Raw genomic sequence first — 24491 nt, forward strand, 5'->3', positions numbered from 1 at the left:
CGGGCATCAGCGCGTTGGGTTAACCCCAAGCAGCGACTTCCCGCTTACGCCCATCATAATGGTGTTTCCTACTTTTTTTACGTCCCGCACATCGCCCCGAACAAACAGGCCCGTCTGATCGGGCGTCATGGCCCCGAAGCGCCAGCCCCCCCGGTTGCTCAAGACGAGTCCGTGGTTGGCATCGACCTTACCGATCCGCAGCCGCAGCCGGGCGTTGTTGCCCATCAGCAGCAGGTCGGTCGTTCCGTTTTTATCGAAATCACCGGCCAGAATTCCGTAAACAGGAGCGTACTGAGCCGCCAGCGGCAACGCGTGCGGTACGAGCGTGCCGTTGTCGTTCTCCAGCACCAGCGTCCGCAGCTCGGTAATCTGTTTTTGCCGGGCCTGCCGAAGCTGTTGCTCGTCGAAACACTGTTCGAGCGTGGCGTCGGCATAGGCTTTGTAGTTCGTAAACCGCTTGCGAAGCGACGGTACCTGTTCGCAGATTTCGTCGCGCGAATAGGCCGGATACACTTTTCCCTGTATGGCATAACTCATAAAAAAGTCGAGCGTACCGTTCTGGTCGAAATCGTCGTAGGTCAGCAGCGCCGGCTGGTCGCGGCTGGCCCGGAGCTGGGTGTTGAGGCCCAGGTTACCGACAATCAGATCCAGGTCACCATCGCCGTCGAGGTCGGCTTTTTCGATGCGGCTCCACCAGCCCGTCGGGCTCTCGCTGGCCGAGGGGTCCTGCGGCTTGAGCGTTCCCTGCTGGTTGAGCAGGACCGTAACCGGCATCCACTCGCCCACCACCACCAGGTCGGGCCAGCCGTTTTTGTCGAGATCCAGCACGGCGGCATCGGTCACCATACCCAGCTTACCCAGGGCCCGGCGCGAGAAATTAGCCCGCCCGTCGTTGATGAGCAGGTAGCTTTCTTCGGCCGCCGGATAGCGGTATGGCACGATGGAACCGCCCACGAACAAATCCAGGTCACCGTCGCGGTCAATGTCCAGGACCTTCACACAGCTCCCGTTTTCGGTTTCGGCGGGCAGCGCTTTCGGCACGAACGTACCGCGGCTGTTGAGCCAGAGCTGATCCTGTCGTTTGCCGGCATCGGGCAGTCCGTACCCCCCGTTGACCACGTACAGATCCGGTTGTTTATCCCCGTCGAAGTCGGCCAGCAGCGCATCGGCATTGGCTCCGTTGTCTGCGCCGGGCAACGGTACGGGGCTAAAGGTGCCGGGTGCCGTTTGCCGAAACAGCTGACCGGGTTGCCGGGCGCTGCCACCCGCAAACACATCGGCCAGTCCGTCGCTGTCGATATCCCCCACCGCCAGCCGGGGGCCAGGGCTGGTGTACTGCATGGGCAGGAGAATCTGCCGGTCGAAGTCGTTGATGGAGTCGATGCGGTGGGTAAACGCGGGGGCGCTGGCTGGTTGGAACAGGGGCGGCCGGGCGGGCGCTGCCGGAGTATGAACCAGACTTGCCTGTCGGTACGTAACCGTGAGCGTTTGATTGGGCGTTACTGTTTTCAGCGTCTGGGTTTTTCCGTCGGGCCAGCGAACCGTTACCCCCACCGGCTCCGGACCCGAACCCAGCCCGAACAACAGCTGGTCGTGGCTGCACGATTCGAAACCGCGCGTGGGGTACAACTCCTGCGTCTGTGTCTGGCCCCGCCCCGTAACCGTAACCGTTGTGCCGACGCCGAAGGGGTTACCGACCGGACCTTCGAGCCGAAGTTTCAGGTAAGCGGTTTCGCCCGTTTCGCGGCTGCGGTTGCGGTAGATCCGGGCCGTTTCGTTGAGGTTATTCGTGATGATGTCCAGATCGCCGTCGTTGTCGAGGTCGGCATAGGCACAGCCGTTCGAGATCGTTGGCTGGTCGAAGCCCCAGCGGGTCTGTTCGTTCGTAAACGTCAGGTCGTGGTTATTGCGGAATATGTAGTTCCGGGTGGGCGTCGATGGCATCTGGCGGATCTGCTCCAGCACCGGCATACCCGCAGCCTGATCGGAGAATTTGATAAAGTCGGCGTCGGTGAAATCGCGCAGAATCCCGTTGCTGACAAATACGTCTTTATAGCCGTCCAGGTCAAAGTCGGCCAGCAGTACGCCCCAGCTCCAGTCGGTACCGGCCAGACCGGCCAGCTGACCCAGCTCGGCAAAGCGACCGTCGGCCTGCTGAATCTGGAGCATGTTGCGCATGTTCTGGTGCCAGAAGCCGTTGCGGAGCTGCGCCTGGTATACGTTCCAGTTGTCGGGCCAGGGCAGGGTCTTTTGCCGGGCATTGCTTTCGGGCAGCATGTCCAGCGTCATAATGTCGGGGCGGTCGTCGTTATTGAGGTCGGCTATATCGGCCCCCATGGCTGAGTAGGAGGTGTGCTCTACCCGGTCGCGGAGTTCGTCGCGGAAAGCGGGTCCGTTCGGCGCCGTGCCCAGCTGGTTGATGTAGCAGTAATCATCTTCCACGTAATCATTGGTCACGTACAGGTCGGGCCAGCCATCTCTGTTTATATCCGATACCGAACAGCCCAGCCCGAAGCCGAGCGGATTACCCTTGATACCGGCCGCTGCCGACACATCGATGAAGCGGGGCGCGGGGCCAGCAGCGCCGGGAGTAGCCGACGAACGGGTCGGCTGCGTCGCGTCGCTTTGCTGCTCAGCGCTCATGTTACGAAAGAGCTTATCGCCGGCGTTGGGGTCGCGCTCGGCCCGCATCACGGCGGCTTCTTTGCGCTGGTAGTTCTTGAGGTTGTGGTTGATCAGGAAACAGTCGAGGTCGCCATCGCGGTCGTAATCGAAAAAGGTAGCCTGAACGGAATAGCCCGCGTCGGCCAGGCCGTATTCGGCAGCGCGGTCGGTGAAGGTGAGGTCGTGGTTATTGATGAAGAGCTGATTCCGGCGCAGCGAATCGGGCCGTAGCCCCGAGTAGCAGACGTAGATATCGAGCCAGCCGTCGGCGTTGACATCGGCCAGGGTTACGCCCGTTTTCCAGCCGTTGGCCCGCCCGCCCACGCCGGCTTTCCGGGTCAACTCGTCGAATGTCAGCTCGTCCGTACCCGGCGGGGTCCGGTTTATGTACAGCGCATTGCTGACCTGGTTACCGGTGAAGAAAAGATCGACCCGACCGTCGTTGTTGAGATCGCCGGCCGCTACGCCCCCGCCATTATAGAAGTATTCGAACGCCAGCACGTTTTCCTGCTCGGTTTCGCGCAGCTGGTTGACAAACGTAACCCCCGTAGAGGCCGCTTCGGTTTTCTGAAAAAGAGGATCGTTGTTTCGGCACGCGGTCATTCCCAGAAGAACAGCCAGCCAAACGAACTTAGTCATACTATACTAACGAAATAGAACGGCCGGACGTACAAAGCTCCCGACCGCAAACCGGGCATTATAAATACGAACAGCCGCCCGATGGAGCGGCTGTTCGCGGGATCTTGTCCAGATGGAAATCTGGCTTACCAAACCTGGCTTAGTAGCCGAAGTTCTGCGTCAGGTTCGGGTTAGTATCAACAGCCTGCTGCGGAATGGGGTATACGACCCGGTGATCCGGCGTTGTGTTGGGCTTCTGATCAAAGGGAGCCGTAAACGTACCGAAGCGAATCATGTCGTTCCGGCGCCAGCCTTCCCAGTACAGCTCACGACCGCGCTCGGCCAGCAGGTTCGCTTCGTTCACGGTGGTGAACGGCGTAGCGCCCCGGGCAGTGCGGATCTGGTTGACCAGGCTCAGGGCCGTAGCACCACCCGTTGGCGTACCACCCCGCAGAATCGCTTCGGCTTTCATCAGCAGCACGTCGGCATAGCGGAACAGCACGTAGTCGTTACCGGGGTTATCGGTATTTTCGGGGTTGGGCAGGTACTTGATAACCCGGATACCGGCTTTCTCATCCGAGTACAGCAGGTTCAGGTTAGGCGAGTAAACCAGCGGAGCACCCGCCCGGTCGGTCAGGGCCTTGCCGGTCTGATCGTTCTGCTGACCTACCAGGAAGCCCGCCCGCAGGCCGGTCCGGTTGGTCAGGCCCGTGATAGCAGCACCCCGGCGCTGATCGCCGGCTTCGAAGCTGTTGTAGAAATCAGCCAGCGTGGTGAAGCCGTTCCAGCCGCCCGGCGTCTGGTTGTAGTGCAGCGTCATGCGGTAGCGGTTCTGCGCCGATCCCTGCGATGTACCTACTTCGTTGGTGATCACGAAGATCAGTTCTTTCGAGAGGGTCGAGTTATCCCAGTGGAAGTTGTCGAAGTACTTACCCGAGGTGGTCAGCGAGAACGCACCCGATCCGATAATGGCATCGCAGTTGGCAATCACCGCGTTCATATCGGCCGGGGTAAACGTATACGGACCGGCCGGCTGCTCCGGGCTCTGGGTAAATACGGCTTTGTTCAGCAGTACTTTAGCCAGCAGGAAACGAGCGCTATTTTTGTTGGCGCGGCCCGGATCGCCGGTGGCTGGCAGAGTGGCAATGGCGGCATTCAGGTCATCGATGATGAACTGGGTAGCCTCGGCCCGGGTCAGTACGCGCGGGTTCGAATCGAAGCTGGCGTTGGCTTCCCGGAACGGCACTTTACCGTACAGGTCGGCTACGTTGTACATGAAGAACGCCCGCAGGAACCGACCTTCGGCCAGTACGTTTGCATTGCTGCTGGCCGCAGCAATCAGCTCCGTAGCCCGGAATACGCCGGTGTTCAGGTTGTTCCAGGTGGCAATGATCTGGTTATGGGTAGCATCCCAGGAGTGCTGGTGCAACCGGCGCCAGGTGCCGAAGTCGTCCCAGTCAGTACCGCGGGTGGGGCCCATCATCTCATCGGATGCGTGCTCGCCCAGGGCGTAGGTATTGGCCTGGTCAGACAGTCCGTTCACCTGCGCGTATACCCCATTGAGCAGACCCGTCAGATCACCCCCGGCAGCCGCACCGGCGGCCAGGTCGACCGGCTGGCCAACTACTTTATCGTCCAGATCCGTACAGCCCACGGCTGTCAACAGCAGCGCACCAACAACGGCAGAAGTAACGTGAATTGAAGTTTTCATTTGTTTGGTTCAGTTGTCTAATTACAAAGAAGTCAGGTCCATTCTTGAACTATAGAAAGAAACCGTTTAACTAAATTGTTATAAACGAGACAGGTAAATCGATAGATCAGGCAGTCATTGAACAGTCAGCGACTGCCTGATCAGGTGTTACTTAAAATCCCGCACTCACGCCGAACGTAACGATACGCTGCGATGGGAAAGCGGTATAGTCGATACCCAGCGACGGGATACCATCAATCGACTTGTTCGTGTTCACCTCCGGATCAACCCCCGTATAGCCCGTGATGAGCAGCAGGTTCTGGCCCGTCAGCGACACGCGCAGGTTCCGGATCTGTTTGCTGGTCAGCGGTACGGTATAGCCAACGGTCAGGTTCGACAGGCGCGCAAACGAACCTTTCTCCAGGAAGCGGGTCGATACCAGCGGTGGGTTCAGCGCGTTCTCGGCGCTGTTGGCAGCGTCGACGGTTACGTTACGACCGTTGCGCAGGTTACCCTTGGTGAAGATGGCGTTGGCGGTGTTGTTGTAGATGTAGTTACCCGACACGCCGTTCCAGAACATGCTGACGTTGAAGTTGCCGAACGATACGTTGTTGGTCACCCCGAAGTTGAAGGTCGGGATGGCGCTGCCTACGTACTCCAGGTTCAGCGACGGATCGGTATAGGTAGCAAACCCGTTGCTGTCGTAGCCGGTGAAGGTCGGCATGAAGAACGAGAACAGCGGCCGGCCGTTCACGATCCGTTGCGCATAGGCACCCGACAGACCCTGGCCGTTGATGGCGCCGGTGTTGTAGATACCCGAGAAGTTGGTCACTTCGTTCTTCAGGAACGTAGCGTTACCCACAATGTCCCAGCGCACTTTGCTGCCGCGCAGAATGTCGTAGGCTACCTGAAGCTCGACCCCGCGGTTGATCACGTTGGCATCGAGGTTGATCCAGCGCGCCCGGGCCGGTGCTGGCTGTGCGTAGAGGGCTTCGAACAGCAGGTCGGTCGTATTCTTGTTGAAGTAATCGATCGTAGCGGTCAGGCGCCCCCCGAAGAAGCCGAGGTCAGCACCGATACCATACTGGGTTGTGGTTTCCCAGCGCAGGTTGTCGTTCGGGGTAATGTCGCGAGCCGTACCGGAGCCGTTATTCGTGAACGTATACAGGTTACGGGTCCGGTTGGCAGGAAACTCCTGGTTACCCGTAATACCGTAGTTAGCCCGCAGCTTGATGTCGACACCCAGGTTTTTGGCGAACGCTTCGTCCGATACGCGCCAGGCCGCAGCCAGGGCCGGGAATACGCCGTACTTGTTGTTGGCACCGAACTTGCTCGATCCATCGGCCCGCACCGTGGCGGTGATCAGGTACTTGTCGTTGATGTTGTAGTTCACCCGGCCAAATACCGACTGCAGTTCGCTCTGGCCCCGGTTAGAGCCAGCCGTGTAGGCTTTGTTGGTGCCGTTGTTGTTGGCCCCGCCAATGTTGTTGGCGTAGGGGAAGAGCGCGTCGGCATCCGGAATAAACAGGTTAGCCTGTACGAAGCTGTACTGGTCCTGGAACTTCTGGTACGAGAAACCGGCTACGGCGTCGAGGTTGCCAATGCCTACTTTCCGGTTGAAATTCAGCGTATGCTCGATCAGCTGCGACGACCGGGTATTGTTCTGGATCGTTGCCTGACCAGCGTTGTTGGTGATGGCAAAGCCCGGAATATTCCGGAAAATCGACGTACGGCGCTCCGAGGCCGAATTGTCGAGACCGAAGTTGATTTTGTACGACAGACCGTCCAGGATTTTCCAGGTGGCGCTGATGCTAGCCAGCGTCCGGTTGGTGCGGCCCTGATCATCGATCAGATCGAGCAGCGATACCGGGTTGCGGAACGAGTTACCGCGGGGGCGACCGAAGCCCGTGCTGGTCGGATCATCATCATACCCGTCGGGGTTGAAGAACCGGCCCTGCGCGTCGTACACCGGATAGGTTGGGTTGGCCTGGATGGCCGATCCGATCAGGTTACCCTCAAAACCAGCGTTATCGCTGTTTGGTACGTATACGTCATTCACGTTCGAGGTGGTCAGCGCCAGATCGATCACAACCTTATCGTCGAACAGCTCGTGCGAGGCATTGATCCGTCCCGTCAGACGCTTCAGCGCCGATTTCCTGATAACGCCCTGCTGATCCGAATAGCCCAGCGAGAGGTTGTAGCGGGTGTTGTCGTTACCACCCCCGTAGCTCATGTTGTAGTTCTGCGAGAACGAGGTGCGGAAAATCTGGTCCTGCCAGTCGGTCGACGCACCGGCGTTAACGGCCGGCAGCGACGCATCGCCACCTGCCCGGGTTACAGCCGCAGCGTAGTCAGACGCGCTCAGCAGGTCGTACCGACGAAGGGTTCCGCCCACGCTCGTATTGGCCGACAGATTAAACGTCTGCTGGCCCGACTTGCCCCGGCGGGTCGTGATCAGGACAACACCGTTAGCACCGCGCGATCCGTAGATAGCCGCCGACGAAGCGTCTTTCAGCACCGAGATGTTCTCGATATCGTCGGGGTTGAGGAAGTTCAGCGGGTTACGGGCCGACTGCGTACCGGCCCCGAAATCGCGGCCACCGCTGGAGGTTTCGCCCCCGTCGAGCGGGATACCATCAACCACGAAGAGCGGGTTGTTACCCGACCGCAGCGACGATGTACCGCGGATACGGATGTTCACCCCGGCACCGGGTTCACCGCTGGCGGGTGTGATCTGGATACCAGCCGCGCGGCCCTGCAGCAGTTGCTCAGGCGACGCAATCACCCCCTTGTTGAAATCTTTGGTACCGATAGCGACCACAGAACCAGTAGCGTCTTTGGCGCGCTGGGTACCGTACCCAACCACCACCACTTCGTTCAGCGATTTAGTATCGTCCTGTAACGTCAGGTTCACTTCGCTCCGGTTACCTACGGCAACCTCCTGCGTGGCAAACCCAATCGAGCTGAACACCAGCGTGGCTCCGCCGGGTACGTCAGAAAGCCGGTAGGCACCGTCACCATCGGTCGATGTACCCCGGTTAGCCCCTTTAACTTGCACGGTTACACCGGGCAGACCAATCCCCGATTTGTCAACCACCTTACCCGTCAGGGTTGTTCCCTGCGCCCACGCCAGCTGGTTTCCCAGCAGTAGTACCATAGCCAGTAACGATAAAAAGCCGTAGCGAGCTTTCTTACGAAATGGCTGGGGTTGAGCGCTTCCAACCTGACCTACGTAACCACCGAAACGGTCACCTGTGTAGGATTTGTCCATCATAGGTTTACAGTAAAATGTTTTGAATAATTAAAAAAGGTTTTGGTTACTGCCTAAGCTAACTGTCTGCTGAGGCAGCGAATGAGGCCATCCTGGTTTCATAACATTGAATGATCATCGTAACAGGATACAGTCCGGGAGACTGAATTCAGATGGACAGACGCTAGTCAATAACCTACTAAATAAAGCTTTGATACAGACTTAGTATAGCCTATAGTCAAAGTATAATCTATAGCAAAAGTAGCTATCTTGATTCGACAAACGCAAATAGGGAATTGTTAAAATCGGTCTACTATTGGTAAATATAGTACTATATCGAGGAAGTGAGCAGCTACCAGTTTTGTACTTTAAGGTTAAAAAATCATAATCTTTCTGTCTGTTACTGAATAAGTTACCATTATTATCGTTACGCCTTTTCCCTACGCTTTTACCTGGTTCAGGGATATTCACGTAGGATTAATTGAGGAAAAAAAGTACCATTTATAGTAAAAAAAAGCCGTCTGCCAGTCTGTTTCCAGGCTATAAATTGCCCCAAGATCATCTGGTCACAACCTGAGTTTGAGTCAAATCAACTGGGTCGAACCGCTCAAAACCGCACGCTTGATCGCTTCTGTATCCAGCTAATGCCCTTTCATTCCCGCTTTTCAATTTAGCGAACAGGCATACTATGGCTCAGTCAGTCTAAATCAGGCATTTACTTAAGTATATCTACATAAATTATGGAATAATTTTTTACATAAAAATTACATGTGCCCGTATTGCTCTTTTAATATAATATCTAGTTATTTGCAGCCCTATTGCTATTTAATGATTAAATAGTACCACTTTTTGGTAATATTTAGGAATATACCCGTTAGATAGCACAGGCGGTAACCTAGTACTTATACTTAATCTATTTTCAATCTATGATGCACAATTACGCAGTGGTGAGCCGGATCAGCTGTTACCGACTTACTACTCTCGTAAGCAGGCTCCTGCTTACCACACTATTTTTCGCTGTAACAGTTAGCGCATGGGCGCAGGACCGGCAGGTCTCTGGCGTTGTGAAGGATGCTAATGGGGCTGCTATGCCTGGTGTGAGCATTGCGGTCAAAGGCTCTCAGCGCGGAACCAACTCAGATGCCTCCGGCAACTACCGTATTGCGGTTCCAGATCGGGCCGTGCTGGTCTTCAGCTTTGTGGGGTATACCTCGCAGGAAGTTACAGTCGGCAATCAGAGCGTCATTAACGTGTCGCTGACCGAAGATAATCAGACCCTGAACGAAGTCGTTGTTATTGGTTATGGCTCGGTGAAGAAGAAAGACGCTACCGGCGCGGTGAACGTAATTGGCACTAAAGACTTTAACAAAGGGATCATCACCTCGCCCGAGCAGCTCATGCAGGGCCGGGTACCCGGGGTCGCCATCACCCAGAACAGCGGTGAGCCGGGCGGTGGTATCAACATTCGTATCCGGGGTACATCATCCGTACGGAACGGTAATAACCCACTCTTCGTCATTGACGGCGTACCCCTCAGTGGTGATAACACCCAGTCGGATGGTCAGAACTCAGGTATCGGTAACTCTTCGCCCCGGAACCCCCTCAACTTCCTGAACCCGGAAGACATTCAGAGCATCGACATTCTGAAAGATGCGTCGGCCACGGCCATCTACGGATCGCGCGGTGCTAACGGCGTTGTCCTGATCACGACCAAAAAAGGAAAGTCGGGCAAAGGCAGCCTCGAATATTCCCCCTCATTCGGGATCAGCGACATCACCAAACGCTACGACCTGCTGAGTCCTCAAGAATATGCAAAGCTGCAACCCTCCCAGGATCGGGGTGTCAGCACCGACTGGCAGGATGTACTGTTCCGGACGGGTCTGACCAGCCAGCATAACCTCGCTTACGGTGGTGGTGACGGAACGGGCAACTACCGCTTCTCACTTGGCTACCTCGATCAGCAGGGTATCATGCAGAAGAGCTCGCTCAACCGCCTGAGCGCTACCTTCAATGGCAACAAGAAGTTCATCAATAATAAGCTGAATATCGGTATCCAGGCTACGGTATCGGAAACCCAGGATGGAAACATTCCGGTTACCGACAACGCCGGTTACCAGGGTGACCTGCTGGCTGGTATCCTGAAATCGAATCCGACGCTACGCGTTTATAATCCGGACGGCACTCTCTATCAGTCGACCAACGTAGCCGAGCCGAACCCACAGGCCCTGCTCGACCTGTCGCGCGACAATACCAAAACGCTGCGGGCACTGGGTAACCTCAATGCCGAATACGAGATTGCAGCCGGTCTGAAATTCAAGACGGTACTGGGCTTCGACAAGTCGATGTCGTCACGGAAAGCTGCTTTCTCCAAGGACCTCGTCTACCAGGACATCCAGAACGTTGGCCGCCTGTTCCTGACCGACATTCAGATTAATAACAATCTGATGGAGAACTACTTCACTTACGACAAGGAGATCAACAAGAACGTAAGTCTGAACGCGCTGCTGGGTTACTCGTACCAGAGCTTCGAATACTCCTTCCAGCGGGCTACGGCAACGAACTTCCGGACGGGTGACCTGGATCTGATGATCAACAACGCAGCCTCTGCCGATAACTCGAAGGGCTTTGGTAGCCTGATCCAGAATACAGCTTATACCAAAGATGAACTGCAGTCGTACTTCGGTCGGGTAAACCTGACCATTGGCAAGCTGATCACGACGGCCACGCTGCGGGCCGACGGCTCGACCCGCTTTGGGGGTGGTAACAAGTACGGTTATTTCCCATCGGCCGCCGTTGCCTACCGCCTGGGCGAAGAGTCGTTCATTCCAAAAGCGGTCTTCTCCGACCTGAAAGTTCGGTTGGGCTACGGCGTAACGGGTAACCAGTCGATTCCGCACAACCTCTACGATCAGCGTCAGCGATTCGGCGACTGGGGTTTCAATGCATCGTCGGATAACATCAACGGCGGTGGCCTGAGTGACGTATCGTTCCCCAACCCGGATCTGAAATGGGAATCTACGGCCCAGTTCAACGCCGGTGTCGACTTCGGCATTGCCGGCAGCCGCGTAACGGGTTCGATCGATTTCTACCGGAAAGACACCAAGGACCTGCTGATTCAGGTTACGTCGGCGCAACCAGCCCTGACGCCTTTCGTCTGGAGAAACCTCGACGCTAACGTGTACAACACTGGGGTTGAACTTGGTCTGAACATCGGCATCGTCGATAAACCTAAGTTTGGCTGGGATGTACAGTTCAACGCAGCGTACAACAAGAACATCGTGAAAAATTACGGTGGTCTGATCAACACCGGCGGCATCAGCGGCCAGGGTCTGACGGGCGCCTTTGCCCAGCGGATCGCCAACGATCAGCCGTTGTTTGCGTTCTTCCTGCGCGAGTTTGGCGGTTACGATGAAGCGGGCAACACCATCTATACGGGTGGCGATGTTCAGAAGTTCATCGGCAAGAGCCCGCTGCCAACCTTTACAGGCGGTCTGACCAATAACCTGCACTACGGCAACTGGAACCTGAGCTTCTTCTTCAACGGGGTGTTCGGCAACTACATCTACAACAACAACGCCAACGCCTTCTTTACCAAGGGTGCTTTCAACAACGGCCGCAACGTAACCCGCGATGTACCTAGCCTGAAAGAAGGCCCCTTCAACGCACCTGACGTATCGACCCGCTTCCTCGAAAACGGATCGTTCGTTCGCCTGCAGAACCTGAGCCTCGGCTACCGTTTCAACACGGGTAACAAAGCCCTCTCAAACCTGCGGCTGTTCCTGACCGGTCAGAACCTCTTCGTCATTACCAAATACACAGGCCAGGATCCTGAGGTAAATACCAACAAATCGCTGAACGGTGTACCATCGCTGGGTATCGATTACACAGCCTATCCCCGCGCTCGTACCTGGACTCTGGGTGCCAACATCGCATTCTAATTCAATCAATTGGTTTAAAAAAGACTCATGAACACGCATATAACAAGCAAGGTATTGAGTATGACCGCTGTACTGGCTGTGCTGTCGTCGTGCACAGACCTGAATGTGGTCGAGAAAGATTCGCTGGTCGTTAAGTCGGCCGGTGGGTTCAAATCCGTCGACGTAGCGCAGTCGCTTCAGGCGGTTTACAACGATCTGGGTAACCAGTTTTCAGACCAGGCCAATATCTATGCCCTGGGTGAGCATACCACGGCCGAAATGATTCCGCCCACGCGCGGTGTCGACTGGGGCGATAATGGCGTATGGCGCACGCTTGATCAGCACACCTGGGATGCTACCCACTCCTGGAACCTGAACGCCTGGAACAACCTGAACTCGCAGGTATTCAAGTGCACGCAGATTCTGGCCTCTAGCCCAACGCCCGCCCAGGCTGCTCAGGCTAAGTTTCTCCGGGCCTGGAATATGTTCTATGTCATGGACTACTGGGGCCAGGTTCCGTTCCGCGAGGCTACTGAAGGGGTAAACGACAACCCGAAGGTGAAAAGCCGGTCAGAAGCTTTCGACTTTATCCTGAAAGACCTGACCGAAGCCCTACCGGCACTGACCGAGGCTAATCCGGCCTCATCTGACAACCCAATCGGTACGAAAGCAGCGGCCAACTACCTACTGGCGAAACTGTATCTGAACAAAGCGGTATTCAAATCAGCTAAAGCCGAAGGCCCCTATACCTTCGACAAGGCCGACATGGACAACGTGGTTAAGGCCGTTGACGCCATCACCGCAGCCGGCTTTAAGCTGAACCCCGATTATTTCAGCAACTTCACCAAAACGGCTGCCAACGAGATCATCCTGACGGGTGCGCAGGGCTCTCCGCAGAACCGCTGGTACATGACGCTGCACTACGATCAGAACCCCTCGGGCTGGAACGGTTTTGCTACCCTGGCCGACTTTTATGACAAGTTCGAGACGAGCGATATCCGGAAAGGTGCACCGGCCAAGAAAGACGGGAAAGAATTCTCGGGTATTGGCCGGGGCTTCCTGATCGGGCAGCAGTATAACGACAAAGGCGCGGCCATCGTCGACTCCCGCACGCAGAAGCCGCTGCAGTTCACCCGCGACGTAACGCTGGCCGGTACGCCTACCGACAAAGGAATCCGGGTTATCAAGTACCACCCGGCCGACGCCAACAAGTACATCATTGCCCGCTATGGCGATGCGTACCTGATGAAAGCCGAAGCCCTGCTGCGGTCGGGCAATGCGGCCGCGGCACTGGCTCAGGTAAACGACCTCCGCAAACTGCGGGGTGCGTCGGCGCTGACGTCACTGACCGAAGATGCCATGTTCGACGAGATCGGTCGCGAAACCTACTGGGAAGGCGGCAAGCGGACGGTAGAAGTTCGCTTTGGCAAGTTCCTGACCGGCACCGGGGTTGACAACAAGAGCGCGCACACGGTACTGTTCCCCATTCCGTCTGACGCTACAGTATCGAACCCGAACCTGAAACAGAACCCAGGCTATTAATTGCCGGCCTGTCTATGCATCCCCAAAACGCCGTTGGGCGTTTTGGGGATATTTCTTTCCTGTACTTCCGTATCCATCGTACCATGAAACTTTCTTTTCTGCTCATGGGCCTGCTGGCTGGCTGGCTGGCGGGTTGCCGCACAGAGGCCTCTGTCGATGAGCTCTATGCGTCGCTTAAACCGGGACAGGCCCGGGTTCAGATTCAGCTCGATGGCGCCAATTTTTACCCGGCCGAGAGCCAGTTTAGCGGACAGGTCGATGTCTACGATACGTATATGCGACTCAACCTGTTCGATCAGTTTGACAGCAATATCATTGTAGCGTTCAGCGGCAGCGACTGGTACAAAGAAAAACCCATCAGGCGGCAGGTATTCCTCGACAACCAGGTGGCGGGCAGCGTTATGATCGGCCGGCTGATCGACAAAGCCAACCGGCGGGGCGAAGGCTACCTGATGACCGACGGCACCATTACCGTTGAAAGTCTGTCGGACAACAAACTTGTCATGCGCCTGACCGGCAAAGCGGGTAAGTATGAATTTCAGCGGATACCCACCAAATGGATTACCGTACAGGGGCTGATCGTGATCCGAAACCCCAGCCTGCGACTTCAGCACGTCACCCGAAAAGACGTGTTCTTCTGAGCCCATCCCCCTCTTTTGACAGACACCGTAACGACGCAACCGCGTGAATTCAACCCTATTTCGTCCGGCTTTAGTACCGGCTGTTGTACTCGCCCTGCTGGCCAGTCTCTTCGCCTGCTCGACCCCGGCCGATAAAGCCCTGTTCGAGCGAATGGATAACGACCGGATCGGCATCACGTTCGAGAACAAGGTGGTCAACCGCGAAGATTTCAACATCTTCAACTACCGCAACTTCTATAATGGCGGGGGCGTAGCCGTGGGTGACCTCACCAATGATGGCCTGCCCGATGTTTACTTCACGGCCAATATGGGCGCCAACAAACTGTACCTTAATCAGACCAAACCCGGCACGGGCAACTGGCAGTTTACCGATATTACCGACCAGGCAGGCGTGGGCGGTGCGGGCAAGTGGGGCACCGGCGTCGTCATGGTCGATATCAACAGCGACGGCTGGCTCGATATTTACGTCTGCTACGCGGGTTATCAGAAAGGCATTGGCCAGCATAACGAACTCTACATCAATAACGGCCTGAAAAACGGCGTACCGACCTTTACCGAATCGGCCCGTCAGTACGGACTCGACGATAACGGCTACACTACCCACGCGGCCTTTTTCGACTACGACCGCGATGGTGACCTCGACTGCTATATCCTCAACAATAGCTTCATCCCCGTCAATACCCTCGACTTTGCCAACAACCGAACGCTGCGGGCTAAAGACTGGCCCGTCAAGGATTTTCTCAAAGGCGGTGGTGACCGACTTATGCGCAATATGACGGTAGAGCGCGGGGCAGAAACCAAGCCGGTTCGGACGCCGGTTTTTGTCGACGTGAGTGAGCAGGCCGGTATTTACAGCAGCCTGATCGGGTTCGGGCTGGGCGTGACCATCGGCGACGTCAACAACGATAGCTGGCCCGACGTTTACGTTTCCAATGACTTTTTTGAAAAAGACTACCTCTATATCAATAACCAGGACGGCACCTTCCGCGAAGACATCGAGCGCCGGATGAACCATCTCAGCATCGCGTCTATGGGCGCCGATCTGGGCGATATCAACAACGACGGCTATCCCGAACTGTTCACGACCGAGATGCTGCCCCGCGATGAATTTCGGAAGAAAACAACCTCCTCGTTCGAGAATCATTATCTCTTCAACCTCAAAAAAGAGCGCGGCTTCTATAATCAGTATCAGCAAAACTGCCTCCAGCTCAACAACCAGGACGGCACCTTCAGCGAAATTGCCTATTATGCCGACGTGGCCGCCAGCGACTGGAGCTGGGGGGCGCTGCTGTTCGACGCCGATAACGACGGATACAACGATATCTATGTCTGTAACGGCATTTACCACGACGTCATCGATCAGGACTTTATCGATTTCTTCGCTAACGATCTGGCCCAGACCAAGGCCATGTCCGGCAAAAAGAAAGAGTTCGACGAGGTCGTGCGCAACATGCCCTCTACTCCTATTCCGAATACCTTCTTTCATAATAACCGCAACCTGACGTTTACCGAAAACGCCCGGCAGATGGGCCTCGGCGACCCGTCGTTCTCAAACGGAGCCGCCTACGCCGACCTCGACAACGACGGTGACCTCGACCTGGTTGTCAACACCGTAAACCAGCCCTGCCTCATCTACCAGAACCACGCCGGACAGAAAGCGCCGGACCATCATTATCTGAAAGTAAAACTGGTAGGCGAGGGACTCAATACCTTTGCCATCGGCTCAACCATCGAACTGATTCACCGGGGGCAGGTTATCAGCCGCTACCTGGCGCCCTCCCGCGGTTTTCAGTCCAGCACCGAGTACGTACAAACGCTCGGACTGGGCGCCATCGGGCAGCCCGACTCGCTCCGCATCCGGTGGTATGACGGGCGCGTCAGTCTGATCAACGCACCCAAAACCGACCGACTCCTCACCCTCTTCATCCGCGACGCTCGGCCCCCGGCCCCGGTCCGGCCCCAACGCACCGGCCCCACTCTGCTCGAACGGATACAGTCGCCCTTCGTTGCGCACCGGGAAGACCCATACGACGATTTTTATAACGAACGAAACATCCCCGCCCGACTCTCGACCGAAGGGCCCAAAGCCGCCATCGGCGACGTCGACGGCGACGGGCGCGATGACCTTTACATCGGCGGAGCCAAAGGGCAGCCCGGCCAGCTTTATCGGCAGACGGCCACCGGATTTCAGCCTTCAGCCCAGGCCATTTTTACCCGGCTTGCCTCCTTTGAAGATACGGCAGCCCAGCTCTTCGACGCCGACAACGACGGAGACCTGGATCTGATCATCGGGAGCGGAGGCAACGAAGTCGCAGCCGGGTCGCCGGAACTGATGAATCGCCTTTATCTGAACGACGGCCATGGCCAGTTTACCCTGAACGGCCGCGCCCTGCCGCCAACCGGCATGAATACAGGCGTTATCGTTCCGATGGATTACGATGGCGATGGCGACCTGGACCTCTTTGTCGGTAGCCGGAGTTACCCGCAGGAGTACGGTCTCACTCCACCGAGCTACCTCCTTCAGAACGACGGCGGGGGCTATTTCCAGGACGTATCGGCCCGGTTCGCACCGGAGTTTGCCGCGCTCGGCATGGTACGCGATGCGGCCTGGACCGACGTTACCGGCGACAAACGGCCCGACCTGGTTGTGGCCGGCGACTGGATGGCTCCGCAGGTCTTTTCGGTCCAGGGCGGTATGTTTAGAAAAGTAGATACCGGCCTCGATGCGTTTACCGGGTTCTGGGGCAGCCTCAAAGCCGCCGACGTAGACAACGATGGCGATACGGATCTGGTACTCGGCAATCTGGGCCTGAACAGCGCCCTGCGCGGTACGCCCGACCAGCCGCTGACCCTTTTCGTCAACGACTTCGACAAGAATGATCGACTGGACAAGATCATGACCCGAACCAGTGCCGACCATCGCCTGATGCCGGTTTTCCTGAAGCGCGAAATGACCGACCAGTTTCCTTTTCTAAAACGCCAGAGTTTGAAACATGCCGACTACGCCCGCAAATCGATCCAGGACCTGTTTCAGGATGAGATTCTGGCGACCAGCCAGACGCGAACGGTTAGCTACTGCCAGTCGGCCATTGCGCTCAACAACGGGGCGGGCCGGTTTACGCTCCAGGCACTACCGGCTCCGGTGCAGCTGTCGTGCGTAAACGCCATAGCCTGGCAGGACGTAAACGCCGACGGCCTGAACGACCTGATTCTGGGCGGCAACTTTACCCAGTTCATTCCGCAGTTCGGTCGGCTGGACGCCTGCCGGGGCCTGGTCCTGCTGAACCAGCGCCGGGGACAGTTCAGCGTAGTACCAACCCGGCAAAGCGGTTATCTGGAAACCGGGGAGGTCAAGCAAATCAGCCCCTTACGCATCGGTCAGCAAATCCATTTGCTTACCTTAGCCAACCAGTCGAAACCCAATCTGTACCGCATCAGTCACTGATGCTGCCGTAAAAAACCATGGCGAACCTCAACACCACTGTTACGAAAACTCACCGGTACGATGCCATCGTGATCGGGTCCGGCATTAGCGGGGGCTGGGCCGCTAAAGAACTCTGCGAGAAAGGCCTGAAAACGCTGGTGCTGGAGAAAGGACGGCTTGTCAACCACATCGACGACTACCCGACCATGAACCACGACCACTGGGACTTCACGCACCGGGGTAACCTGAGCCATCAGGACCAGAAAGATTACTACGTGCAGGTCCGCAGCGGGTTCGTGGGCGAGAGCACCAAGCATTTTTTCACCAAAGACATTGACGATCCCTATGAGGAGATCAGACCCTTCGACTGGATACGGGGTAACCAGACCGGCGGCCGGTCGCTGATCTGGGGCAGGCACTGCTACCGATGGAGCGACCTCGACTTTACGGCCAACGCCCGCGAAGGTATTGCCATCGACTGGCCCATTCGCTACAAAGACCTGGAGCCCTGGTACACGTATGTCGAGAAATTTGTCGGCATCAGTGGCGAAAAACTGGGCCTCGCCCACCTGCCCGATGGCTATTTTCTGCCACCGATGGAGCTGAACTGCATCGAGAACCACGTCAAGCAGGCCGTCATGAAAAAATTCAGCAACCGCCCCGTCACCATTGGGCGGGTGGCGCACCTGACCGACCCCCAGCCCTGGCACCAGGAGCTGGGCCGGGCCAAATGCCAGAATCGCAACCGCTGCTCGCGGGGCTGTCCCTACGGTGCTTACTTCAGCAGCAACTCAGCTACGTTGCCAGCCGCTAACCGAACCGGCAACTTCACAATCCGGCCCAACTCGGTGGTACATTCCATTATTTTCGATGAGAAAGCCGGCGAAGCAACTGGCGTGCGGGTCGTGGATCGGGAAACGAAAGAGATGACCGAGTTCTACGCGAAACTGATCTTCTGCTGCGCGTCGTCGATGGCATCGACCCAAATCCTGCTGAACTCCAGATCCCGGCGTTTTCCCAACGGACTAGGCAACGACAGTGGCGAGCTGGGGCATAATATCATGGATCACCACTATCACGTGGGAGCCGTGGGCACTTACGATGGCTTCGAAGACCAGTACTATAAAGGACGGCGACCCGGCGGGTTGTTCATTCCGCGCTACGTCAACCTCGATGCCAGCACCAGAAACCCCAACTTCCTGCGGGGCTACGACTATCAGGGGGCGGGCGCCGGACGCGACAACTGGGGCGCGGGCGTCAACCAGCCGGGCGTAGGAGCGTCCTTCAAAGACAGCCTCTTCAAACCCGGTGGCTGGAGTATGGGGCTGATGGGGTTCGGCGAGGTGCTGCCCGACCATAACAATAAAGTGACGCTGAGCCCTAATAAAAAAGACCAGTGGGGCCTGCCCACGCTGGTGTTCGATGCCGACTTTGGAGCCAACGAGCGGGCCATGCGCAAACAGATGATGGCCGATGCGGCCGATATGCTCGAAGCCAGCGGCCTCAGCAATATCAAAACGTTCGACCACTCGGGCGGTATGGGTGTCGGCGTTCACGAGATGGGCACGGCCCGCATGGGTCGCGATCCGAAAACGTCGGTCCTGAACGGCAACAACCAGGTCTGGGGTTGTAGCAACCTGTTCGTGACCGATGGCGCCTGTATGACCTCTTCATCCTGCGTAAACCCGTCCATTACGTATATGGCCCTAACCGCCCGGGCCGTTGATTTTGCCACCCGATCCTTAAACCGCCACGAGCTATGAACCGCCGGGACGTACTCAAACAATCGGCTCTGTTTATGAGCTACTCCGTCTCGGTCGGGGCATTGAGCGAGCTGTTTACGGCCTGTTCGAAACCCGTTTCCCTGACCTGGGAGCCCGTTTTCCTGACCGATAGCCAGGCCAATACCATTGCCGAAATTGCCGAAACCATTCTGCCCCGCACCGGTACGCCGGGCGCCAAAGACATCGGGGTGCCGCAGTTTATCGACAAGATGCTGAACGACCTCCTCTCGGAAGACGAACAGGCCCGCTTCATCGACGGGCTGAACGCGCTCGACGAAGCCGCCGAAGAGGCTTACGGCACCTCGTTTGTTGAGGCTACACCTGCCCAGCGCGAGGCCCTGCTGCTCAGGCTGGACCACGAGGCTGCCAAAACACCGCTCTCGCTCTGGGGCATTACGCTGGAAGACAGTCCGCCAACGGCCTTCTACCGCCAGCTGAAAGGGCTCACCCTGCTTGGCTACTTCACCAGCGAACAGGTTGGCAAAAAAATTCTGAGTTACGATCCGCTGCCGGGCAACTTCATTGCCTGTATGCCTCTGCCCGCTTCGGGTATGAATGCCTGGAATGAATAACCGCATCTGTTCTCTTTTCGCTGCGGCATCGGTAGCACTGACCCTGTTTGCCTGCCAGAAGGCCGACCGTCAGCCAGCTACCTTCCGGTTGCTCGACGCGACCCGTACCGGCATTTCCTTCACGAACGAGCTGGTGCCGACCAACGAGCTGAATATCTTCAGCTACATGTACTTCTACAACGGAAGTGGTGTGGGAGCTGGCGATTTCAACAACGACGGGCTGGTCGATTTGTGCTTCACGGCCAATACCGGCCCCAACCGCCTGTACCTGAACAAGGGCCAGCTCCGGTTTACCGACGTTACCGAACAGACCGGTGTCAATACCGGCAAGGGCTGGGCCAACGGTGTATCGGTCGTTGACATCAACCAGGACGGTTTGCTCGACCTGTATATCAGCCAGGTCAGCGGCTACGGCGATTTCAAAGGGCATAACCGGCTCTTCGTCTGCCGCGAAATTACCAAAGCGGGCGTACCCGTATACGACGAACGCGCTGCCGAGTACGGGCTCGATCTGGCCGGGCTGGGCACCCAGGCAGCCTTCATCGACTACGATGCCGACGGCGACCTGGATCTGTTTCAGCTTAACCACTCGCTCCACCAGAACGGCACTTTTGGCTTCCGAAGCGCTTTTCAGGGAAAATCCCATCCAACCGCCGGCGACCGGCTCTTCCGCAACATGAGCGTTGAGCGGGGCCCCGGCCAGCCCGTTTCGTTCGTGGAGGTGACGCAGCAGGCTGGCGTGATCAGCGATGTGCTGGGCTACGGGCTGGGCGTAGGTACGGGCGATGTGAACTTCGATGGCTACCCCGATCTGTACATCGGCAACGACTTCCACGAGAACGACTATCTGTACATCAACCAGCCCGACCCCAAAACCGGATCGCGGCTTTTTCGGGAGGAGCTCGACCGCCAGATCCGGCATACGAGCCAGTTCTCGATGGGCATCGACATTGCCGACATCAACAACGATGCGTTTCCGGAAATTATCTCGCTCGACATGCTCCCGTTCGATCGCGAGATTCTGAAGCGGTCGGAGGGCGAAGACTCGTATAACATCTTCAAATACAAAATCAGGCAGGGCTACAATTACCAGTTTGCGCGTAACAACCTTCAGCTTAACAACGGGAACAACACGTTCTCGGAGATCGGTATGTATGCCGGAGTACACGCTACCGACTGGTCCTGGTCGCCCCTGTTCATGGATTTCGACAACGACGGCCGCAAAGACCTGTTCATCTCGAACGGGATTCCGAAGCGCATGAACGACATCGACTACATCGCGTTCGTATCCAACGAAACCATACAGGCGCGCATGGACCGGAAGGAGTTTACCGAAAACGACCAGTCGCTGACCGACAAGCTGCCCGAGATCAAACTGCCCAACAAGTTTTTTCGCAACCAGCCCGACCTCCGGTTTCAGGACCTGGCCGCTACCATCGACAACGACAAACCCGCCTATTCGAACGGAGCCATCTACGCCGACCTCGACAACGACGGCGACCTCGACGTGGTGACCAACAACATCAACGACCACCCCTTCGTCTACGAAAATCTGTCCGACACCTATGCGCCCGGCAACCAGTCGCTAACTATCCGGCTGACGGGCGCGGCTCCCAACCGGAACGCCATCGGCGCAAAGTGCCTGATTTACAGAAAGGGCGAGGTACTGAGCTACGAAAAATTTCCGGTGCGGGGCTTTCAGTCGAGTATGGAAGGGCCGCTCACAGTCGGGCTGGGCCGCCGGGCTACCATCGATTCGATGCTGGTCGTCTGGCCCGACAACCGCTACCAGCGCGTCATGCCCGATAGCAGCCAGCGGGTTATCTCGCTCCGCTACCAGCCCGGCCTGCCCCGCTTCGACTACGCGGCTCACCGGCCCCGCCAGCCCCGGACAACCGCCTTTACCGATATTACCCGCCCGGCAAACCTGATTTACCAGCATCAGGAAAACAACTTCAACGAGTTTGACCGCGAAGCCCTGATCCCGCACATGATGTCGGCCGAAGGCCCACCGCTGGCGGTTGCCGACGTAAACCGCGACGGACTCGACGACATATTTGTTGGTTCGGCGCGGGATGGCAAAAGCGGCCTGTTTGTGCAGCAACCCAATGGTACGTTTAGCCAGACCCACCAGCCAGCCTTTGACCGCGACAGCGTCTACGAAGATGTTGACGCCGTGTTTGCCGACGTCGACGGCGACGCTGACCCCGATCTGGTGGTGGCCAGCGGAGGCAACGAATACCGGGGCACCTCCGAGTATACCCAGCCCCGCCTGTACCTGAACGACGGGCGCGGGCAGTTCAGCCGCAAACCCGATGCTTTTCCGGGTATCTATCTCACGGCGGCCTGCGTACGGGCTACCGACCTCACCGGCGACGGAAAGCCGGAACTGTTCATTGGCGGCCGAACCATTCCGTTCGAGTACGGCATGCCGCCCCGCTCCTACCTGCTGCGGAACGATGGCACCGGCCGCTTTACCGACATGACCGCCCGCCTGGCTCCGGAAGCCGCCACGATCGGTCTGGTCAAACAGGCCGAATGGGTCGATTTCGATGCCGACCACGACCCCGACCTGCTGCTGACGCTGGAGTGGGATGGCATCTGCCTGCTCGAAAACCGGCAGGGCCACTTTACCAAACGGATGCTGACCGACCTGAAAGGCTGGTGGAACTTCAGCCTGCCCCACGATTTCGACAACGATGGCGATCTCGACATACTGGTGGGTAACCTGGGGCTCAACAGCCGCCTGCGCGCCAGCGTTGAGCAGCCCGTCCGGCTGTACGTGGGCGACTTTGACCATAATCAGAAAACGGATCAGGTGCTGACCTACTACCTGGGTAACGAAGAGGTGCTGTTTGCCAACAAAGCCGAAACCGAGAAGCAGTTTCCCTTTATCAAGAAGAAGTTCATCTACGCCCGCGACTTTGCCCGAGCCAGCATTGCCGACCTCATCGGTGCCGATAACCTGACCGACGCCCGCCAGCTCGAAGCCAACACCTTCGAGAACCTGGTGCTGGTCAATGATGGCAACGGTCGGTTCTCGGCCCGGCCGCTGCCGATGCTGGCGCAGCTGGCACCCTATCAGGCCGCTACCGTCATCGATGCCAACGGCGATAACTTGCCCGATGTGCTCATGGGCGGCAATTTCTACGACTGCAACATTCAGATGGGGCGCTACGATGCCGATTATGGCCTCGTACTGATCAATAAAGGACAATGCCGGTTTGAACCGACACGCCTGAACGGCCCACCCCTGACCGGGCAGGTCAAACGCATACTGCCCCTGCGGATCGGAAGCAGGCCCGCACTGGCCATTGCCCGCAACAACGACTCGCTGCTGCTGCTGCAACCAGCTCTGACCAGGTCATCGGCCGGGCGGTAGTCGGTTCAGGCGACGGCGTAACGACTGGCAGCCTGCTCGGCATGAGCCCGGATACGGCTCGGCTCGGTATCGGCCGGTTTAGGATCAGCGGGGGCGTCCTGGTTTCCCCGGCTGGCCAGGGTACGGATGTGTTCGGTCAGCAGATCGATCTGCTGATGCAGCAAGGCAATTTGTTCGTGTACCAGCATGGCGCATATAGGTTTAACAGGATTGTCAGACGATATAATAGCCTCTTCACGGAAGATAGGATCAGTGTTCTTCAGGTACGAGAGTCTCGGCGTCTACTGGCGTTGTAACCCGGTTCGATGGCCAGGTAATCAGCAGAACTATGATGGCCCCAATTACGGCCCACGAGTAGGGCGCGGGCAAACTGGTTTTGGTCAGCGCATGCAGGCAGACAACCACCGCTACGGATCGGGTTCGGGTCACGGCCGCATTCAGGCCGTAGGCACCAATCAGAATCATGCCCAGAAACGTAAGCGCGAAGTTCAGGTTCAGCAGGTCTTTGTAGAACACAAAATGCCAGCCGAACCAGAGCAGGCCACTTACCACACTCCGCGTCATGACGGGCAGCGGCAGCAGCGCTTCGTACAGGAACCCACGCCAGCCCCATTCTTCGCCCACGCAGTACACCAGCACCGACACAGTAAACAGCAGGTTTCGGGTTAGGGCGTCGGTCGTAATGTCGTAGCCCGTACCGGCCGCTACCAGCCATCCCAGCGGCAGCAAGGCCAGGATCAGCCACGACCGTAGCGGCTGCGACCCGGCCCAGGACACCGGCCCGACCCGCCGAAATACGAGAAGCCCGGCCAGCAATGGCCCCAGCGACACCGGAATACTGGTATCAATCCTGCTGGCGGCCCAGCTTCCGGCGGGCATCAGCGCCCCGGCCAGGTACCCCCCCCCCCAGGAAATCAGACAGGCCAGGAGCCAGAACAGACCTATGCGCTTCCAGTCAATGGCGCGGAAGTCGTAGGAGGAGTGAGCGAGTGAGGTCATGGCAGTTG

At 57.4% G+C, this 24491-nt stretch carries 12 protein-coding genes; 7 read left to right on the forward strand and 5 right to left on the reverse strand.

Annotated elements, in window-relative coordinates:
* Positions 1 to 6 precede the first annotated feature (6 nt).
* From B1C80_RS02940 to B1C80_RS02950, 3 genes are all read right to left on the reverse strand, one after another.
* Positions 7 to 3303 carry a VCBS repeat-containing protein gene (locus B1C80_RS02940; protein ID WP_077919536.1) on the reverse strand — a complete coding sequence of 1099 codons (3297 nt, stop codon included), beginning with the start codon at positions 3301 to 3303 and terminating at the stop codon, positions 7 to 9.
* Between the two features lie 139 nt (positions 3304 to 3442).
* Positions 3443 to 4993, reverse strand: coding sequence for a RagB/SusD family nutrient uptake outer membrane protein (locus B1C80_RS02945; protein WP_077919537.1), 1551 nt, complete (start codon positions 4991 to 4993; stop codon positions 3443 to 3445).
* Between the two features lie 151 nt (positions 4994 to 5144).
* A complete protein-coding gene (locus tag B1C80_RS02950; protein ID WP_236648574.1) occupies positions 5145 to 8246 on the reverse strand; it encodes a SusC/RagA family TonB-linked outer membrane protein in 3102 nt (1033 codons plus the stop codon).
* A gap of 905 nt (positions 8247 to 9151) precedes the next feature.
* Here B1C80_RS02950 and B1C80_RS02955 point away from each other — a divergent pair.
* The 7 genes from B1C80_RS02955 to B1C80_RS02985 all read left to right on the forward strand — a co-directional run bounded on the left by B1C80_RS02955 (position 9152) and on the right by B1C80_RS02985 (position 23484).
* Complete coding sequence (locus B1C80_RS02955; protein ID WP_255376554.1) at positions 9152 to 12160, forward strand: TonB-dependent receptor; 3009 nt, start codon at positions 9152 to 9154, stop codon at positions 12158 to 12160.
* Positions 12161 to 12220: 60 nt separating this feature from the next.
* Positions 12221 to 13681 (forward strand): RagB/SusD family nutrient uptake outer membrane protein, encoded by a 1461-nt coding sequence (locus B1C80_RS02960; protein ID WP_236648577.1) that lies wholly within the window; start codon positions 12221 to 12223, stop codon positions 13679 to 13681.
* 83 nt (positions 13682 to 13764) lie between these two features.
* Positions 13765 to 14322, forward strand: coding sequence for a hypothetical protein (locus tag B1C80_RS02965; protein ID WP_139361570.1), 558 nt, complete (start codon positions 13765 to 13767; stop codon positions 14320 to 14322).
* Positions 14323 to 14365: 43 nt separating this feature from the next.
* On the forward strand, positions 14366 to 17767 hold the full coding sequence (locus B1C80_RS02970) for a VCBS repeat-containing protein (protein ID WP_236648579.1): 3402 nt from the start codon (positions 14366 to 14368) through the stop codon (positions 17765 to 17767).
* A gap of 17 nt (positions 17768 to 17784) precedes the next feature.
* Positions 17785 to 19509 carry a GMC oxidoreductase gene (locus tag B1C80_RS02975; protein ID WP_077919542.1) on the forward strand — a complete coding sequence of 575 codons (1725 nt, stop codon included), beginning with the start codon at positions 17785 to 17787 and terminating at the stop codon, positions 19507 to 19509.
* The gene (locus tag B1C80_RS02980) at positions 19506 to 20102 is read left to right on the forward strand and encodes a gluconate 2-dehydrogenase subunit 3 family protein (protein WP_077919543.1); all 597 of its coding nucleotides are present in this window, start codon (positions 19506 to 19508) and stop codon (positions 20100 to 20102) included. The genes B1C80_RS02975 and B1C80_RS02980 overlap by 4 nt, the downstream gene beginning before the upstream one ends.
* A complete protein-coding gene (locus B1C80_RS02985) occupies positions 20095 to 23484 on the forward strand; it encodes a VCBS repeat-containing protein (RefSeq protein ID WP_077919544.1) in 3390 nt (1129 codons plus the stop codon). The genes B1C80_RS02980 and B1C80_RS02985 overlap by 8 nt, the downstream gene beginning before the upstream one ends.
* A gap of 5 nt (positions 23485 to 23489) precedes the next feature.
* On the opposite strand, the gene B1C80_RS02990 is transcribed toward B1C80_RS02985, so the two are convergent.
* Positions 23490 to 23672 (reverse strand): hypothetical protein, encoded by a 183-nt coding sequence (locus tag B1C80_RS02990; protein WP_077919545.1) that lies wholly within the window; start codon positions 23670 to 23672, stop codon positions 23490 to 23492.
* 61 nt (positions 23673 to 23733) lie between these two features.
* A complete protein-coding gene (locus B1C80_RS02995; protein WP_077919546.1) occupies positions 23734 to 24483 on the reverse strand; it encodes a CPBP family intramembrane glutamic endopeptidase in 750 nt (249 codons plus the stop codon).
* Positions 24484 to 24491 lie beyond the last annotated feature (8 nt).

It is taken from the genome of Spirosoma sp. 209 (assembly GCF_002006735.1).
Lineage (GTDB): Bacteria > Bacteroidota > Bacteroidia > Cytophagales > Spirosomataceae > Spirosoma > Spirosoma sordidisoli.

Excerpts from the sequence above, each read along its gene's own strand:
- B1C80_RS02985 (WP_077919544.1), top strand. The coding sequence starts at position 20,095 with ATGAATAACCGCATCTGTTCTCTTTTCGCTGCGGCATCGGTAGCACTG.
- B1C80_RS02940 (WP_077919536.1), bottom strand. The coding sequence starts at position 3,303 with ATGACTAAGTTCGTTTGGCTGGCTGTTCTTCTGGGAATGACCGCGTGC.
- B1C80_RS02955 (WP_255376554.1), top strand. The coding sequence starts at position 9,152 with ATGCACAATTACGCAGTGGTGAGCCGGATCAGCTGTTACCGACTTACT.
- B1C80_RS02975 (WP_077919542.1), top strand. The coding sequence starts at position 17,785 with ATGGCGAACCTCAACACCACTGTTACGAAAACTCACCGGTACGATGCC.
- B1C80_RS02995 (WP_077919546.1), bottom strand. The coding sequence starts at position 24,483 with ATGACCTCACTCGCTCACTCCTCCTACGACTTCCGCGCCATTGACTGG.
- B1C80_RS02965 (WP_139361570.1), top strand. The coding sequence starts at position 13,765 with ATGAAACTTTCTTTTCTGCTCATGGGCCTGCTGGCTGGCTGGCTGGCG.
- B1C80_RS02990 (WP_077919545.1), bottom strand. The coding sequence starts at position 23,672 with ATGCTGGTACACGAACAAATTGCCTTGCTGCATCAGCAGATCGATCTG.
- B1C80_RS02960 (WP_236648577.1), top strand. The coding sequence starts at position 12,221 with ATGACCGCTGTACTGGCTGTGCTGTCGTCGTGCACAGACCTGAATGTG.
- B1C80_RS02980 (WP_077919543.1), top strand. The coding sequence starts at position 19,506 with ATGAACCGCCGGGACGTACTCAAACAATCGGCTCTGTTTATGAGCTAC.
- B1C80_RS02950 (WP_236648574.1), bottom strand. The coding sequence starts at position 8,246 with ATGATGGACAAATCCTACACAGGTGACCGTTTCGGTGGTTACGTAGGT.
- B1C80_RS02945 (WP_077919537.1), bottom strand. The coding sequence starts at position 4,993 with ATGAAAACTTCAATTCACGTTACTTCTGCCGTTGTTGGTGCGCTGCTG.